Consider the following 14928-nt stretch of genomic DNA (forward strand, 5'->3'; position numbering starts at 1 on the left):
TGTCGCAAGCTCGTCGCACGATGTCGGATCTCACCGGGTTCTGGGTCGTCGCGGCCGCCTTCACCACGGTCACCGCCTACGCCACGGTCCCGACGCCTCTGTATCCGCTCTACCAGGCGGCCGACGACTTCCCCGTCCCGGTCGTGACCTTCATCTTCGCCGCTTTCGCGGTCGGAGTCGTGGTCAGCCTGTTCCTGATCGGCCACATCAGCGACTGGGCAGGACGACGCCGGATGGCGGTCATCGCGATGCTGGTGTCGGCGATCGCCGCGGTCGTGTTCATCGTCTGGAACTCCGTTCCGGGCCTCGTCGTCGCGCGATTCGTCGACGAAGTCAGTGTCGGCACGCTCAGCGCCGCGGCGACGGCCCACCTCGCGGAGCTGCGCTCGAACGCACGACCCGCGGAGACACCGGTCGTCGCGGCTTCGGTGGCCGGGGCCGCCAATCTCGGCGGACTCGCCCTCGGACCTCTCGTGGGCGGCCTGTTCGCCGAGTTCGCTCCCGACCCGCTGGAGCTGCCGCACGCGGTGTTCCTGGTGCTCTTCGTCGGCGCGGCGGTCGTTCTCCGTCACGTGCCCGAGACGGTCGACACCTCGGCGTCGCATCCGGCATATCGACCACAGCGGCTGGCGCTGCCCGCCGGGTCCGCGGCGGCTTTCACGGCGGCCAGCACCGGAGCGGCCGCCTCGTTCGCGCTCTTCGCGCTATTCACATCACTGGCCCCCACCTTTCTCCACGACACGTTCCAGGTCTCGGACCACCTGGTGGACGGCGCAACCGTCTTCGCGGTCTTCGGCGCGGCAGCGGTCGCCCAGGTGCTGCTGGTCCGCGTCGCGCAGCGGGCGCAGCTGCTCGTCGCGATCCTGTGCTTCGCGATCGGGCTGGTCTCCATCGCCGCAGGCGCACTGATTCCGATCCTGGGGCTCTTCGTCGTAGGCGGCATCGTGGCCGGGGCGGGGGCCGGCATCATGTTCCGCTTCGGCGCTCGCCGCGGCGAGCGCGCTCGCGGCACCCGACCGCCGGGGCGAGACTCTGGCCCTCCTCTTCCTCATCGCGTATGCGGGCCTTGTCGCGCCGGTGCTCCTCGTGGGGCTCAGCCTTCCCCTGGTGGGCGAGACCACCGTCCTGCTCGTCTTCTCCGCAGTGGTGCTCGTCGCGACGCTCGGCGCGGGCATCGCGATGCGGCGGCGCTCGCCGGACGCGGCCGCGCACGACGGCGGAACACGCTGAGCCGGGCGCGGAAGTCGCACCGGCAGGGCGGTCCGACCGCCGGGACGCGCATGTCGCCTCCCAGCCCTCGTGCCCGGTTCAGCCCAGGTAGATCTCGGCGTTGTCGATGAAGCGGTGCCCCGCCACCGAGGCGGCGATGAGCGCCAGTGCCGGTCCGCTGCTGCCCTCGTCGACCGGCAGGAAGGTCGCCGGGTCGACGACGCTCAGGTACTCCAGCCGGATGCGCGGCTCTCCCATGAGGGCCGACTGTGCGGCGGCGATGCACGCGTCGACGCCTCGATCCGCGTTCGCGGCGGCGGCGTCCAGCGCGGCCGGGAGGAGTGCGGCGGCCGTGAGGTCGCGGTCCTCGAGCAGTCCGACGCGCGTCGACACCGGCAGCCCGTCGTCCCCGCGCACGGTCTCGACCGTCGCGACCTCGACGTTGAAGAACAGGTCGCGGATCATGCGGCGCACGAGGAACACCCGCTGCGGATCGCGCTCGCCGTACACGGCGACGTCCGGTTGGACGAGGTGGAAGAGCTTCGCCTCCACCGTGAGGAGTCCGTCGAAGTAGAACGGGCGCGCACGCCCCTCGTAGCGAAGGCCGAGATCGCCCGCGGTGACCTTCGTCGTCGCGGAGCCGTCGGGGAGCAGCTCGCTCGACTCCGGGGCGAACACCACCTCGACGCCCAGCGACTCGAGCAGGCGCTCGTCGTCGTCCGGCGTCCTCGGATACGCCGCGAACTCCGCCGGGGTTGCGAAGCGCAGCGGGTTCACGAAGATCGAGACGACCACCACGTCGGCCACTTCACGGGCACGGTGCACGAGGTCGATGTGCCCGTCGTGAAGCGAGCCGATGGTGGAGATGAGTGCGATGCGCGCTCCGGGGGCGGCGGCGCGGATCTCGGCGAGCCGAGCCCGCAGCTCGTCGACGGTGCTGATCATCCTTGGATCGTAGCGGGGGGCTCGGCTCCAGGACCGGAGCCCGCCTCCGCGAGCGCGTGGTCGATCGTCGTGTGCGCCAGTGCCGACAGGAATGAGCCGGGTTGCGGCACGCCCGCCTCGGCGAGCAGCGCGGTCGCCTGACGCACGATCGATCGGGAGAAATCGCGTGCGGTCGCGATCGCCTCGGCGTACGCCGGCCGGGCCGACTCGTCGACGACGACCGGCTCGCAGCCGAGCTCGACGGCGAGCGCCTGCGCGATCGGCAGCACGGGACCGGGGGCGGTGACGGCGGCGTACGCGCTCGAGAGCGCCCGCAGATCCATCGACGTCCCGCTGAACTCGATCGCCGGGTGCACGGCGAGCGGGATCGCGCCCTTCGCGACGGCGGCCGACAGGATGCCGGTGCCCCAGGCCGGGTCGGTGTGCAGCACGAGCTGGCCGGGCTGCCACGCACCGATCTCGGCCAGACCGCCGACGAGCCCCTCCAGCTGGTCGTGCGGCACGGCGACGATCACAAGCTCGCTGCGGCGGACGACCTCGGTGGCGTCGAGAACCGGGACGCCGGGCAGGATCGCCTCCACCCGCTCGGGGTCGGAGCCCTGGGTGATCCCCACGAGCGCGTGCCCGGCGCCGGCGAGCGCCGCACCCAGAACGGGCCCGACCCGGCCGGCGCCGATGATGCCGACGCCCAGACGCCCATCCCGGCTCATGCGGGCTCCTCCCCCGGCCGGGTGACGACGGTGTAGCCCGGCGGCGGCGGCACGGATGCTGCGGACTGAGCGCCTGCGCCGGCATCCGGGGGGACCGGCGCCGTCGCAGCGGGAACGGAGACAGCGGGCAGCGGGACGGCGGGGGCCGCAGCATCCGTCTCGCCCTCTGCCCAGCGATGCGTGCGGTCGGCCAGAGCCGCGCGCACCGACCCGGTGGCGACGTCGTCGAACAGGGCGAGCGCGCGGTCGCGATCGACGGCCGCGAGGAAGGGCGAGACGGGACCCGTCACGACGTGGGCGCGCACATTGGTCACGCGTGACGCGCGGTCGAGCGGGCCCTGGTAGAGCCCGAAGCTCTGCAGGCGCGCGAGGGGCAGGATCACGAGCTTGCGCCACACCACGCCGCGCCGCATCAGCAGCACGTCCTCAGTGAGACGGAAGCCGTTGCGGCGGTAGGAGAAGGGCCGGATCCACCACGCGCGCTTCGGCGTGTTCGTGAAGGTGTCGCCCTCGGTCGGCCCGAACATCCCCTCCTGGACGATGAGCGCCCGCTCGTCGTCGGGCAGCGACGGCTGCAGCAGGCGCAGCACCCGCTCGACGTCCGCCGCGGTGCCCACCGGCAGCACCGTCGTGAACTGATCGGTCGAGCTGTCGGCCGCGCTGCGGCCGGTGAGACGGTTGATGCGGATCGTCCACCAGCCCGCCGGGCGCCAGAGGATCCCCTGCGTCACCTCCACGGCGTGCACCCGGCCGGGCGGGACGATCTCGGTGATGGTCGTGAAGAGCCCGAACGTGATGCGCACGCCGTCGGGGGTCGGTGCGATCGAGTAGCGCAGCGAGCGGACGATCGAGCGCACCCAGTACGCGCCGAAACCGATGATCGCCGGGACGAAGCCGAACAGCAGCCACGTCACGCCCTGGCTGACGCCGATCACGATCGCGACGATCGCGAACAGCAGAGCCAGCGTCGAGGTGCTGAGGACATGGGATGCGACGAGCCGGCCGAGCGGGATGTGCACGACCGATTCGAGCTCGGCGACGGGGGCCTCGGGCCCCTCGATGAGTCCGGTGATCTCGCGGCCGACGGTCTGGCTCAGGGATGCGACCCTGCCGGGCTGCCGCGTCGCGGTCGCACCGGCTGGGCCCGCCGACATCGCGAGCCGGCGCCCCGACGCGAGGCGCAGGATGTCGGACCGGACGGCCTCGGCGTTGGCGGTCGAGAGGTACTCGAGCTTGACGTTGGCGTCGATGCCTGCCCCGACCACCTCGAGCTTGGCCATGCCGAGCAGCCGCGCGATCATCGGCCGGGTGAGATTGACGCCCTGCACGCGGTCCAGCGGTGCACGCCGCTGCGTGCGGAACAGGATCCCGCTGCGCACCTCGACGTCGTCATCGGTGATGCGGAACGTGTGGAAGCGCCACGAGGTGTAGAACACGGTGACGAGCACGATGAGCACCGCGAGCACCGCGACGCCGGCGAGCACGTAGAGGTTGTTCGCGATGATGAAGTCGATCGGGTCACCGCCGACCTGCTCCCATTCGACGACCTCGTCCCCCACGCCCGGCGCGAGCCACGGCAGGAAGACGTACAGCAGGCGGTCCCGCAGGTTCGCGAAGACGATGCCGATGACGACGATGAGGAACAGACCGCCGCGAAGAAGCGGTGTCAACGGGTGCAGACGGTGCCACTCGCCGTCGCTCAGCGGCGAGCGCACGAGCTGTGGCGGCGGCGCGCCGGGCCCGCCCGCAGGCGCGGGCGGCGGCGCGCCGGGCCCGCCCGCGGGCGCCGGCTCGGGAGGGGGCACCGAGCTCATAGCCCCGTGCGCCGGCTCTCGGCGACCTCGACCAGGTGGTCGCGGAGCGTCTCTGCGGTGGACTGGGCGAGGCCGGGGATCACGACGCCGGTCGCCGCGGCGGCCGTCACGAACTTCAGCTGCGCGATGCCGAAGCCGCGGTCGAGCGGGCCGTGCGTGATGTCGATGAGCTGCATGCGACCATAGGGCACGGTGACGAAGCGCTGCCACAGGATGCCGCGGCGGAAGACGAGGTCGTCGTCGCGCAGCTGGTACCCGATCGCGCGCGCCTGCCGAGGCAGGATGGCGAGCGTCCACGCGAGGATCACGGTCATGATGCCGCCGGGGATCCACGCCCACAGCTGGTGCATCAGCAGCGTCAGCACGAGGGTGGCCGCGATGACGACCAGCAGGAACGATCCCGTCGAGATGAACTGGACCGTCACGTACTTCGGCGAGATCTGGTGCCACACGCCGCTCTCGAGGGCGAGCCTGTTCTCGGACCGCGGCTCGACCAACCGCTCGAACTCCGGGGCGACATCGGGTGCCGCCGCCGCGTCAGTGGTCGTGGATGCGGGGTTCGAGTCCGGGTGCGTCGCCTCCGGGCTGTTCGTCATCGTCGTCCTTCCGGATGGTGCACAGGTGCTCCGCGACCAGACCTGCAGCGACCAGCAGGGCGCCGCACACGGTCGTCGCGATGACCGTTGCCAACGAGCCTAGCGAGGGCGTCACCGGCCGGGTCGCGAGGAAGATCCACAGCCCCGCGCCCAGTCCGCCGAGCGCGGCGCCGACGATGCTCGACGCCTTCGCGAGCATCGCGACGCGCACCGCGCGGAACGGGTCGACCTTCGTCTTCGACGTGCCTCGCGTGGCCCGGCGGATCGGGATCGCGAGCCCGATCACGACCGCGCCGAGCAGCACGAGAAGGATCGGCAGCGTCACGGCGGGGGTGAAGGTGGGGCGGCCCGCCGAGGTCAAGAGCTGATCCACGAGGAACCCCGCCGCGACCCCGAGGACCGCCGCGATGATCAGCACTCCCGCCCCTGTGCGCTTCATCGACCCTCCGACCGCAGCCGGCGCAGCGCCTCGTCCACCCGGCCGACACCGGGGAGCACGGCGTCGGGGTCTACGGCCAGCCACGGCGCCAGCACGAAGTCGCGCTCGGCCGCACGCGGGTGCGGGAGGAGAAGCCGCGGATCGTCGCTGACCAGATCTCCGTAGGCGATCAGGTCGAGATCAAGCGTGCGGTCCTCCCAGCCTCCCTCGCGCGCGGAACGGGAGGCGGAGCGCACCCGGCCATGGCGCTGCTCGATGGCGTGGAGGTAGCCGAGCAGCACAGACGGCGCCAGCCGCGTGGTGAGGACCGCGACGGCGTTCAGGTATGCCGGGGCCGAGGCATCCGGTCCCTCCGGCTTCAGCGCGACCGACTCGATCGGCTCGGACACCCGCACCGCGTCGACGAGGGGAACCCGCGCGAGGTCCTTGATCGCCGCCGACATCGTCGCAGCCCGATCGCCCAGGTTGGCGCCGAGCGCGACGACCGCTTCGACCGCCTCACGCGGGTGACCCTCCGCCTCGCCGTCGAATCCCTGGGCCAGACGCCGGTTCACGACCCGACCGTCCGCATCGGGCTCCCGGGGCGGCCACGGCGGATCGTCACCGACACGTCGGTGAACGGGACCGTGATCGGAGCCTGGGGCTTGTGGACGGTGACGGCGACCATCCTCACGAGGTCGTACGTGAGGAGGTCGTCGGCGATGCGCGCCGCGACGCCCTCGATGAGGTTCAGCGGCTCGCCGCCGACGAGTTCGACGATGCGCTCGGCGACCTCGCCGTAGTGCACGGTGTCGGCGACGTCATCGGTCTCTGCGGCCTCTGCGGTGCTGAGGTACAGAGTCGCGTCGACCACGAACTCCTGTCCCTCGCGGCGCTCGTCCGCGAATACCCCGTGGTACCCGTAGGCGCGCACGCCCGTGAGCGTGATCTCGTCGATGAAGTCCATCAGCCCTCCTGGCCGCCCGATCGATCCACGCCCGCCCACCGCTGCGCGACCACCAGAGCATCTCGCGTGGCGGCGACATCGTGGACGCGCACCGCCCACACCCCGGCCTGCGCCGCAAGGGCGCTCGTCACCGCGGTGGCGAGGTCGCGCCGGGCCTCGGACGCCTGGGCGGGGTCGTCCGCGAGCGCGTCGGCGAGGAACCGCTTGCGACTCGTTCCGATCAGCACGCGGTGCCCCATCGCGACGAACCGGTCGAGTCCGCGCAGCGTCTGCCAGTTCTGCTCGCCCTGCTTGCCGAATCCGATACCGGGGTCGACGATCACGCGCGCGGGATCGATGCCGGCCAGGACGGCGGCCTCCACACGGGCAGTGAGCTCGCCGGCCACTTCGGCGACGACGTCGTCGTACACGGCGCCCGCGTACATGTCGGCGGAGTGGCCGCGCCAGTGCTGCAGCACCACGTCCGCATCGGTGGACGCGACGGCCCCCAGCATCCCGGGATCGGCCATGCCGCCCGAGACGTCGTTCACGATCCGCGCGCCGGCCTCGACGGCGGCGACGGCGGTCGAGGCGTTCATCGTGTCGATGCTCACCACGACCCCGGCGTCCGCCAGCGCCCGCACCACCGGGAGTACCCGCGCCCGCTCGACCTCGGGGCTCACCCGCTCTGCACCGGGCCGGGTGGATTCGCCGCCGACATCGACGATGTCGGCGCCCTGCGCTCGCAGACCCATCGCGTGGGCGACCGCCGCGTCGGCGTCCACGTAGCGTCCGCCATCGCTGAAGGAATCGGGCGTCACGTTGACGACGCCCATGATCAGGGTCATGAGCGGCCGGCTCCGATCAGTGCCACCAGCTCGGCCCGCGCGGCGGGGTCGGCGAACTCGCCCCGCGCCGCGATCGTCACGGTCGAGGCATCCGGCTGGCGACCGCCCCGCATCGTGACGCACTCGTGCGTCGCGTCGAGCACCACCAGCACGCCGCGGGCGTCGAGGGACCCGGCGATCACGTCGGCGATCTGCTCGCCCAGGCGCTCCTGCACCTGAGGACGCGACGACAGGATGTCGACGACCTTCGGCAGCGCGCCGAGGCCGACGACCTGCTCACCGGGGAGGTACGCGAGGTGCGCGTGACCCCGGAAGGGCAGGAGGTGATGCTCGCACACCGAGCGGAAGATGATGTCTCGCAGGATCACCGCTCCCGACGGCAGCGTGTCGGGCGCCGGGCCGCGCGACACCGAGATGGTGTGCGCGAGGGGGGCCGCGGCATCCGTCCCCACCCCCGCGAAGAACTCGGCGTACGCGTCGGCGACGCGCTCGGGCGTCTGCTTCAGCCCGGGGCGTTCCGGGTCTTCGCCGATCGCCGCGAGCAGTTCGCGCACGAGCTGGGCGACGCGCTCACGATCGACGGCCATAGGCCGAGCCTACGCGGTCGCCGGGCGCGCCTGTCCGGTGGGACGGCGCTTGGTCGCCTTCTCGGCAGCCGGCTGCTCGTCGGCCTCGACGCTCGCGGCGAGGCCCGCCTCGTCGCGGCGCTGCGGAACCTCGACGGGCGGCAGCTCCGAGACGGGGCGCTGCTCGCTCGAGAGCCACTGCGGGCGCGGGGGCAGGCGCTTGACGTCCTTGAAGATCTCGGCGAGCTCCAGGTGGTCGAGCGTCTCCTTCTCGAGCAGCGCCAGCGCGAGCTTGTCGAGCACAGCGCGGTTGGCGTTGATCACCTCGTAGGCCTCGTTGTGCGCCTGCTCGATGAGGTCGCGCACCTGGACGTCGACGCGCTCGGCGACGCGCTCCGAGAACTCGCGGCCGTGGCCCATGTCGCGGCCCATGAAGACCTCGCCGGAGGACTGGCCGAGCTTGACCGGGCCGATGTCGCCTGTCATGCCGTACTCGGTCACCATCTTGCGGGCGATGCTGGTCGCCTTCTCGATGTCGTTGGAGGCGCCGGTGGTCGGGTCGTGGAACACGATCTCTTCGGCGACGCGGCCGCCCATCGCGTAGGTGAGCTGGTCCTGCAGCTCGTTGCGCGTGACGGAGTACTTGTCGTCCAGCGGCAGCACCATCGTGTAGCCGAGGGCTTTGCCGCGCGGGAGGATCGTGACCTTCGTGACCGGGTCGGTGTGGTTCATCGCCGCCGCGGCGAGGGCATGGCCACCCTCGTGGTACGCCGTGATGAGCTTCTCCTTGTCCTTCATCACGCGCGTGCGCCGCTGCGGCCCGGCGATCACGCGGTCGATGGCCTCGTCGAGGGCGCGGTTGTCGATCAGCTGCGCGTTCGAGCGGGCGGTGAGCAGCGCTGCCTCGTTCAGCACGTTCGCGAGGTCGGCGCCGGTGAAGCCGGGGGTCTTGCGGGCGACGACCTCGAGGTCGACGCCGTCGGCGAGCGGCTTGCCGCGGCCGTGCACCTCGAGGATCTTGGTGCGGCCCTTGAGATCGGGCGCGTCGACGCCGATCTGGCGGTCGAAGCGGCCGGGGCGCAGCAGCGCCGGGTCGAGGATGTCGGGGCGGTTGGTCGCCGCGATCACGATGACGTTCGCCTTGGGGTCGAAGCCGTCCATCTCGACGAGCATCTGGTTGAGCGTCTGCTCGCGCTCGTCGTGGCCGCCGCCCATTCCGGCGCCACGGTGACGACCCACGGCGTCGATCTCGTCGATGAAGATGATGGCCGGGGCGTTGTCCTTGGCGTTGTTGAAGAGGTCGCGCACGCGGCTCGCGCCGACGCCGACGAACATCTCGACGAAGTCCGAACCCGAGATCGAGTAGAACGGCACGCCCGCCTCACCCGCGACCGCGCGGGCGAGGAGCGTCTTGCCCGTTCCGGGAGGGCCGTACAGCAGCACGCCCTTCGGGATGCGGGCGCCGACGGCCTGGAACTTGGACGGGTCCTTCAGGAAGTCCTTGATCTCTTCGAGCTCTTCGATCGCCTCGTCGGAGCCCGCGACATCCTGGAAGGTGACCTGCGGCATCTCCTTGGTCACGAGCTTCGCGCGCGACTTGCCGAACTGCATGACCTTGCTGCCGCCGCCCTGGGCACTCGACAGCAGGAACCAGAACAGCAGACCCAGCAGCAGGATCGGCAGGAGCAGCGAGATGAAGCCGTCGAACCACGTCGCGCGCGGCACCGCGTCGTTGAAGCCGTCCTTCGGGTTGGCCTCGTTGACCGCGTCGACGACCTCGGCGGCACGGGCCGAGACGTAGTAGAACTGCACGTCGGTGGCGCCCTCGTACTCCTTCGAGAGCTTCATGTCGACGCGCTGGTCGCCGTCGGTGTTGACCACCTCGGTGACCGTGTCGCCCGAGAGCAGCTCGAGGCCCTCCTGCGTGGAGATCTGCTTCGCGCCGCCCAGGCTCGAGATGAGCGAGAACCCCACGATGAGGAAGACCCCGATCAGCAGGACGTAGAAGAGCGGGTTGCGGGTGATCTTCTTGAAGTCCATGGCGCGGGCGCGAGCCCGACCCCTTTCGTCGACGTGCCGCCGCGGACGGGAGAACCCCCGTCGACGGTTGAATCAGGGTATCGCGCGATTCCTAGGCGTCGTCTGTGCATTCGCCCCGGGCGTAATCACAGTCCGCCGCTGCGGTGCTCAGCTGTAGACGTGAGGCGCGAGCACCGCCACGTCGCGGAGGTTGCGGTACTTCTCGGCGTAATCCAGGCCGTACCCGACGACGAACTCGGTCGGGATGTCGAATCCGACGTACCTGCATTGCACCTCGACCTTTGCGGCCTCGGGCTTGCGCAGCAGCGCGAAGACCTCGACGGATGCCGCGCCTCGGGCGGCGAAGTTTTCCAGCAGCCAGCTGAGGGTCAGGCCCGAGTCGATGATGTCCTCGACGATGAGCACGTGCTTGCCGAGGATGTCGGTGTCGAGGTCCTTGCGGATCTGCACGACACCGCTGGACTTCGTGCCGGCGCCGTAGGACGAGACCGCCATCCAGTCCATCGTCACGTGCTTCTTCAGCGCCCGCGAGAAGTCCGCCATGACCATGATCGCGCCCTTGAGGACCCCCACCAGCAGAAGGTCCTGGTCGGCGTAGTCCGTGGCGACCTGCGCCGCGATCTCATCGAGCTTGGCTCGGATCTCCTCCTCGGTGACGAGGACTTCGGTGATGTCGCTGGAGACGTCGGCCGCGCGCATGCAGACGAGTCTATTCAGACGCGGGCTGAGAACTCGATTCGCCCGCCGACGCGGCGGGCGCGGCATCCGGGAAGATCGATGGGCCCCTGGCCCGACCAATCGGTGGCCAGGCGCACCACCTCGAGCGTCTGAGTCCGGGTGAGGCTCTCGTGGAACTCGCTGGCCACGACGTGGCGGATGATGCGGTTGCGCAGGGCCGCGGGGTTGGCGGCGAGCGCGGCCGCCGACACCGAGATGCCGGCCTCGGCGTGCTCGACGATGTCTTCGATCGTCTCGTCGATCATCTCGTCGAACGCCTCGGCGTCTTCACGCAGCTGGGCGGCCGTGCGCGCCAGCGCCTCGGCGATGCCCGGCCCGAGTTGCGCCTCGAGCGTCGGCAGCACCGTCTCGCGCACGCGCACGCGCGCGAAGCGGGGCTCGGAGTTGTGGGGGTCGTCCCACGGTTCGATCCCTTCGGCCGTGCAGGCGGCGCGGGTGGTGGCGCGGCGCACGCCGAGCAGCGGGCGCAGCATCCGGACACCTTCGAGAACGGATGCCTCGGCCATGCCCTGCAGGCTGGTGGCACCCGCGCCGCGGGCGAGGCCGAGAAGAACGGTCTCGGCCTGATCGTCGAGCGTGTGGCCGGTGAGGATCGCGGTGGCGCCGATGGCGCGCGCGGCCTCGGCGAGGGCGCGGTAGCGCGCCTCGCGTGCGGCGGCCTCGGGACCGCCCGCCGCGCCCACCTCGACACGCACGACGCGGGCCTCGAGCCCGAGCGCCTCGGCTTTCGCCGAGGCGGCGGCGGCAGCATCCGTCGATCCGTCCTGCAGGCCGTGGTCGACGGTGAGAGAGGCGGCGCGGAGGCCGAGCTTCGCCGCCTCGAAGGCCGTCGCCGCCGCCAGCGCGAGCGAATCGGCACCGCCCGACAGCGCGACGACGACGGTGCTGCCCTGCTGCAGGCCGGTGAGCGCCCGGCGCACGGCGAGCCGCACCTCGGCGACGGCGGGGTCGAGTCCGGGTCGGCGGTCGGTCACGCACCCACGGTACCGGCCGCCCCGGTTCGCAACTCAGGATGGATGCGCGCGCGAGGCCGGATAGAGCACACGAACGCCCGGCGATCCTGAATTGCGAACGGTGGGGAGCCTGGCACCGCCCCGAGAATCGCGCACAGCAGCGCGACTAGGCTGGTCGCGGCCATCCACAGTCTTCGAAGGAGCACCACTATGGGCGCGTACGACGCCGTCATCGAGATCCCGCGCAACAGCCGCGTGAAGTACGAGGTCGACCACGGCACCGGCCGCGTGTTCCTCGACCGCATCCTCTACACGCCGATGGGCTACCCCACCAACTACGGGTTCTTCGAGAACACCCTCGGCGAGGACGGCGACCCGCTGGACGTGCTCGTGATCCTCGACGTCGACCTGGCCCCCGGCATCCTCGCGAGCGTTCGCCCGGTCGGCGTGCTCAAGATGAGCGACGAGGCCGGCGGCGACGACAAGGTCGTCGCGGTGCTCGCCAAGGACCCGCGCTGGGCCCACATCCAGGACGTCGGCGACATCCCCGAGTACCTCCAGAAGGAGATCGCCCACTTCTTCGAGCACTACAAGGACCTCGAGCCGAACAAGTGGGTCAAGGTCGACGAGTGGGCCGACGCCGCAGAGGCCGAGCGCCTCGTCGGCGAGGCCTTCGACCGATTCAAGGAGCACGACGCCCAGACCAAGACGCAGGGTGAGGGCGTCGCGCCGAGCACGCTCTGACCTGTCTTCACATGCGAGAACCGGATGCCGCGGCATCCGGTTCTCGTCGTTTCAGGCGTCGGTCGCGTCAGACGGAGACGCCTCGATCGGCCATGAAGTAGATCGGATTCACGGGCGAGCCGTTGACGTAGGTCTCGAAGTGGAGGTGGCAGCCGAAGGAGTTGCCGGTGTTGCCCTCGCTGGCGATGAGCTGGCCGGCGCTGACCCACTGGCCCACGCCGACGAAGATGCCGCCAGAGCGGATGTGGCCGTACCCGGTGCCGATGCCGCCGCCGTGGTCGATCTTGATGTAGTTGCCGTAGCCGCCGTTCCAGCCGGCGTAGACGACACGCCCCGCCGATGCGGCGTAGATGCCCGAGCCGCAGCCCGCTGCGAGGTCGACGCCGTAATGGAAGCCACTGGAGCAGTAGCTGTTGCCGCACTGCACAGTCCGCGGCCCGTAGCCCGAGCTGCGCCAGCCGGATGAGGGACGAGCCCAGCCGGAACCGACGACGGCTCCTCCGCCGCCGCTGCCGCCTCCGCCGCCTCCACCACCGCCGCCGCCCTGCTGGGCGAGACGATCGGCCTCCTCCTTTGCGCGGCGGGCTTCCTCCTCGCGACGCAGGCGCTCCTGCTCCGCACGGACGCGCTCACCCTCCTGATAGTCGGCGACGGTCTTCGCGGTGGCGTCCTGCAGGGCCGCGAGCTGCGCCTCGAGCTCGCCGCGCTTGGCGTTCTGCGCGTCGAGCGCGGCCTGCGCCTCCTCGGCGGCCTTCTGCGCGGCGATCATCTTCTCTTCGGCGATCTTCTGCAGCCGGTCGCGCTCGGCGCGTTGCACGGCCGCCTGGTCGCTCAGGCTCTGTGCGGAGTCGCGCGCGGTGACCGCCTGCGCGTAGACGTCCTGGTTGCGCTGGACGAGCTTGTCCATCGTGCCCAGGCGGGCCAGCAGGTCGTCGGCGCCGGAGGCCGAGCCCGCGAAGAACAGTTCGAGAGACGTGTCGTCCCCGCCGTTGCGGTACAGCTGCGCCGCGACGCGCCCGGCCTTGTTCGCGGCGTCGATCGCGGCGGAGGCCTGCTCGTCGGCCTGCTGCTGCAGCTGGTCGGCGCGCACGGCCGCGTCGAAGTACTCCTGCTGCGCGACATAGAACTCGTCGGCCATCTGCTGCGCGACCTGCTGCTTCGCAGCGACATCGGCCTCGAGGCCCGCGATGAGCTCCTGGATCTTGGTGATCTCGGCGGCCTTGGCCGCCTCGTTGTTCTTCGCGGCGACGACGTCATCCCACGACGGGTAATCGGCGGCGAACGCGGGAGCGACCAGGGGTCCGAGCGTTCCGCCCGCGCCGAGAGCCGCGACGCCGAGGATGCCGAGTCCGAGCGCGGTGCGCCGGTTCATCGAGGGCCAGAGCCGCCGCTGCTCACGAGGAGACGGAGCGCATCCGCAGTCCACGGAGGCGTCGCCGGCCAGGGCCTTCTCGGTGGTGTTCTCGGGCTGCACCGGGTCCTCCCCTCGCGGCGTCAACTCGTTTCACACTAGCAACATCAGTAACATGTGCAACCCCCAGTGGTGCACAGCGACCGCCGCCTCGGGAAGCGGTCACCCGGTCAGTGTGCGCCTCGGGAAGCCGTTGCACAAGGGCGGCGCGCCCTCGATTCGCGTTTTCGGGAGGAGTTACGTATGCTTGGTCCTCGGCAGTGAGCCCCAAAAGGTTCACCCGGCCCCATCGTTTAGCGGCCTAGGACGCCGCCCTTTCACGGCGGTAGCACGGGTTCGAATCCCGTTGGGGTCACTCCACAATTCAATAAGCATGGCCCTGTAGCGCAGTTGGTTAGCGTGCCGCCCTGTCACGGCGGAGGTCGCGGGTTCAAGTCCCGTCAGGGTCGCTCCGAGCGACGGGCCCTTTTCTTGAAGAGGGCCTTTCGTCTAGGACGCGGCAGGTCTTGTATGAGAGTTGCCGCAAGGCTCTGTAGCTCAGTTGGTAGAGCGTTCGACTGAAAATCGAAAGGTCACCGGATCGATGCCGGTCGGAGCCACAAGGGTGATCGTTACAGTCACCCCAGGAACCCTCGCGTAGCTTCTACATCGCGGGGGTTTCGTCTTTTCGAGGACCCCGCGGGCAGAGACGCCACCCTGTGGGACCCACCCAGGAGTTCCGCCGTCTCTGCGGAGGCATGGGCATCACAGGGCGCCGACGGTGTCACGCACCACCGCTCGCGTCGCCTCGTCTCCGATCACGCCCACGCCGCCGCGCTCCAGACCGCGCGTCGCCCACAGCAATCCTCTTTCGATGATGGTGCGAACACTGACGTCGCGGAGGACGGACAGACTGTGGCCGGGGGTCGCGACGAAGACGCGCCCCTGACCCCATTCGCGCGTCCACACCGCCGGGGAGGTGATGGGGCGATGCCAGGGGTGTCTCTTATA

16 protein-coding genes and 3 tRNA genes are annotated in these 14928 nt (G+C 70.7%); 5 read left to right on the plus strand and 14 right to left on the minus strand.

Annotated features, from left to right (window positions below):
* Positions 1–20 precede the first annotated feature (20 nt).
* Positions 21–1340 (plus strand): MFS transporter, encoded by a 1320-nt coding sequence (locus JNB61_RS18850; protein ID WP_223214973.1) that lies wholly within the window; start codon positions 21–23, stop codon positions 1338–1340.
* Here JNB61_RS18850 and panC read toward each other — a convergent pair.
* From panC to tilS, 12 genes are all read right to left on the minus strand, one after another.
* Positions 1309–2154 (minus strand): pantoate--beta-alanine ligase, encoded by an 846-nt coding sequence (gene panC / locus JNB61_RS18855; protein WP_220340637.1) that lies wholly within the window; start codon positions 2152–2154, stop codon positions 1309–1311. The two genes, JNB61_RS18850 and panC, sit on opposite strands and share 32 nt — an antisense overlap.
* The gene (locus JNB61_RS18860; RefSeq protein WP_220292238.1) at positions 2151–2864 is read right to left on the minus strand and encodes a Rossmann-like and DUF2520 domain-containing protein; all 714 of its coding nucleotides are present in this window, start codon (positions 2862–2864) and stop codon (positions 2151–2153) included. The genes panC and JNB61_RS18860 overlap by 4 nt, the downstream gene beginning before the upstream one ends.
* Complete coding sequence (locus JNB61_RS18865) at positions 2861–4579, minus strand: PH domain-containing protein (protein ID WP_374226650.1); 1719 nt, start codon at positions 4577–4579, stop codon at positions 2861–2863. Before JNB61_RS18865 ends, JNB61_RS18860 begins: the two co-directional genes overlap by 4 nt.
* Before the next feature lie 95 nt (positions 4580–4674).
* The gene (locus JNB61_RS18870; RefSeq protein WP_220340639.1) at positions 4675–5274 is read right to left on the minus strand and encodes a PH domain-containing protein; all 600 of its coding nucleotides are present in this window, start codon (positions 5272–5274) and stop codon (positions 4675–4677) included.
* Complete coding sequence (locus JNB61_RS18875; RefSeq protein WP_220292234.1) at positions 5216–5713, minus strand: DUF3180 domain-containing protein; 498 nt, start codon at positions 5711–5713, stop codon at positions 5216–5218. Before JNB61_RS18875 ends, JNB61_RS18870 begins: the two co-directional genes overlap by 59 nt.
* Positions 5710–6267: a 2-amino-4-hydroxy-6-hydroxymethyldihydropteridine diphosphokinase gene (gene folK / locus JNB61_RS18880; RefSeq protein WP_220340640.1), complete on the minus strand. Its 558-nt coding sequence runs from the start codon at positions 6265–6267 to the stop codon at positions 5710–5712. The genes JNB61_RS18875 and folK overlap by 4 nt, the downstream gene beginning before the upstream one ends.
* Positions 6264–6659 carry a dihydroneopterin aldolase gene (gene folB, locus JNB61_RS18885; protein ID WP_220340641.1) on the minus strand — a complete coding sequence of 132 codons (396 nt, stop codon included), beginning with the start codon at positions 6657–6659 and terminating at the stop codon, positions 6264–6266. Before folB ends, folK begins: the two co-directional genes overlap by 4 nt.
* Positions 6659–7486 carry a dihydropteroate synthase gene (folP, locus tag JNB61_RS18890; RefSeq protein ID WP_220340642.1) on the minus strand — a complete coding sequence of 276 codons (828 nt, stop codon included), beginning with the start codon at positions 7484–7486 and terminating at the stop codon, positions 6659–6661. Before folP ends, folB begins: the two co-directional genes overlap by 1 nt.
* Positions 7483–8073, minus strand: a complete 591-nt coding sequence (gene folE, locus JNB61_RS18895; protein ID WP_220340643.1) for a GTP cyclohydrolase I — start codon at positions 8071–8073, stop codon at positions 7483–7485. Before folE ends, folP begins: the two co-directional genes overlap by 4 nt.
* Before the next feature lie 9 nt (positions 8074–8082).
* Positions 8083–10092, minus strand: coding sequence for an ATP-dependent zinc metalloprotease FtsH (gene ftsH / locus JNB61_RS18900; protein WP_159847407.1), 2010 nt, complete (start codon positions 10090–10092; stop codon positions 8083–8085).
* A gap of 147 nt (positions 10093–10239) precedes the next feature.
* Complete coding sequence (gene hpt / locus JNB61_RS18905; RefSeq protein ID WP_220340644.1) at positions 10240–10791, minus strand: hypoxanthine phosphoribosyltransferase; 552 nt, start codon at positions 10789–10791, stop codon at positions 10240–10242.
* Positions 10792–10805: 14 nt separating this feature from the next.
* Positions 10806–11804, minus strand: a complete 999-nt coding sequence (gene tilS, locus JNB61_RS18910) for a tRNA lysidine(34) synthetase TilS (protein ID WP_220340645.1) — start codon at positions 11802–11804, stop codon at positions 10806–10808.
* 189 nt (positions 11805–11993) lie between these two features.
* Between tilS and ppa the strand changes: the two genes are divergently transcribed.
* The gene (gene ppa / locus JNB61_RS18915) at positions 11994–12527 is read left to right on the plus strand and encodes an inorganic diphosphatase (protein ID WP_220292218.1); all 534 of its coding nucleotides are present in this window, start codon (positions 11994–11996) and stop codon (positions 12525–12527) included.
* Between the two features lie 67 nt (positions 12528–12594).
* Here ppa and JNB61_RS18920 read toward each other — a convergent pair whose 3' ends face one another.
* Positions 12595–13899 (minus strand): M23 family metallopeptidase, encoded by a 1305-nt coding sequence (locus tag JNB61_RS18920; protein ID WP_222855578.1) that lies wholly within the window; start codon positions 13897–13899, stop codon positions 12595–12597.
* Positions 13900–14220: 321 nt separating this feature from the next.
* Between JNB61_RS18920 and JNB61_RS18925 the strand changes: the two genes are divergently transcribed.
* The 3 genes from JNB61_RS18925 to JNB61_RS18935 all read left to right on the plus strand — a co-directional run bounded on the left by JNB61_RS18925 (position 14221) and on the right by JNB61_RS18935 (position 14537).
* Positions 14221–14293: transfer RNA gene (locus JNB61_RS18925), tRNA-Glu, on the plus strand.
* A 20-nt stretch (positions 14294–14313) separates the two neighbouring features.
* Positions 14314–14387 (plus strand) — tRNA-Asp (locus tag JNB61_RS18930).
* A gap of 77 nt (positions 14388–14464) precedes the next feature.
* Positions 14465–14537 (plus strand) — tRNA-Phe (locus JNB61_RS18935).
* Positions 14538–14682: 145 nt separating this feature from the next.
* Here the strand turns inward: JNB61_RS18935 and JNB61_RS18940 are convergent.
* A partial coding sequence (locus tag JNB61_RS18940; RefSeq protein ID WP_220340647.1) for a ThuA domain-containing protein occupies positions 14683–14928 on the minus strand: 246 nt, incomplete at its 5' end.

This window comes from Microbacterium ureisolvens (assembly GCF_019511645.1).
In the GTDB taxonomy this organism is placed as follows: Bacteria; Actinomycetota; Actinomycetes; order Actinomycetales; family Microbacteriaceae; genus Microbacterium; species Microbacterium ureisolvens_A.

What these genes read in the sequence shown, in the direction of transcription:
- JNB61_RS18870 (WP_220340639.1), bottom strand. Translation starts at nt 5,274, where the DNA reads ATGACGAACAGCCCGGAGGCGACGCACCCGGACTCGAACCCCGCATCC.
- JNB61_RS18850 (WP_223214973.1), top strand. Translation starts at nt 21, where the DNA reads ATGTCGGATCTCACCGGGTTCTGGGTCGTCGCGGCCGCCTTCACCACG.
- hpt (WP_220340644.1), bottom strand. Translation starts at nt 10,791, where the DNA reads ATGCGCGCGGCCGACGTCTCCAGCGACATCACCGAAGTCCTCGTCACC.
- ftsH (WP_159847407.1), bottom strand. Translation starts at nt 10,092, where the DNA reads ATGGACTTCAAGAAGATCACCCGCAACCCGCTCTTCTACGTCCTGCTG.
- folP (WP_220340642.1), bottom strand. Translation starts at nt 7,486, where the DNA reads ATGACCCTGATCATGGGCGTCGTCAACGTGACGCCCGATTCCTTCAGC.
- folE (WP_220340643.1), bottom strand. Translation starts at nt 8,073, where the DNA reads ATGGCCGTCGATCGTGAGCGCGTCGCCCAGCTCGTGCGCGAACTGCTC.
- folB (WP_220340641.1), bottom strand. Translation starts at nt 6,659, where the DNA reads ATGGACTTCATCGACGAGATCACGCTCACGGGCGTGCGCGCCTACGGG.
- ppa (WP_220292218.1), top strand. Translation starts at nt 11,994, where the DNA reads ATGGGCGCGTACGACGCCGTCATCGAGATCCCGCGCAACAGCCGCGTG.
- JNB61_RS18875 (WP_220292234.1), bottom strand. Translation starts at nt 5,713, where the DNA reads ATGAAGCGCACAGGGGCGGGAGTGCTGATCATCGCGGCGGTCCTCGGG.
- panC (WP_220340637.1), bottom strand. Translation starts at nt 2,154, where the DNA reads ATGATCAGCACCGTCGACGAGCTGCGGGCTCGGCTCGCCGAGATCCGC.
- JNB61_RS18920 (WP_222855578.1), bottom strand. Translation starts at nt 13,899, where the DNA reads ATGAACCGGCGCACCGCGCTCGGACTCGGCATCCTCGGCGTCGCGGCT.
- JNB61_RS18860 (WP_220292238.1), bottom strand. Translation starts at nt 2,864, where the DNA reads ATGAGCCGGGATGGGCGTCTGGGCGTCGGCATCATCGGCGCCGGCCGG.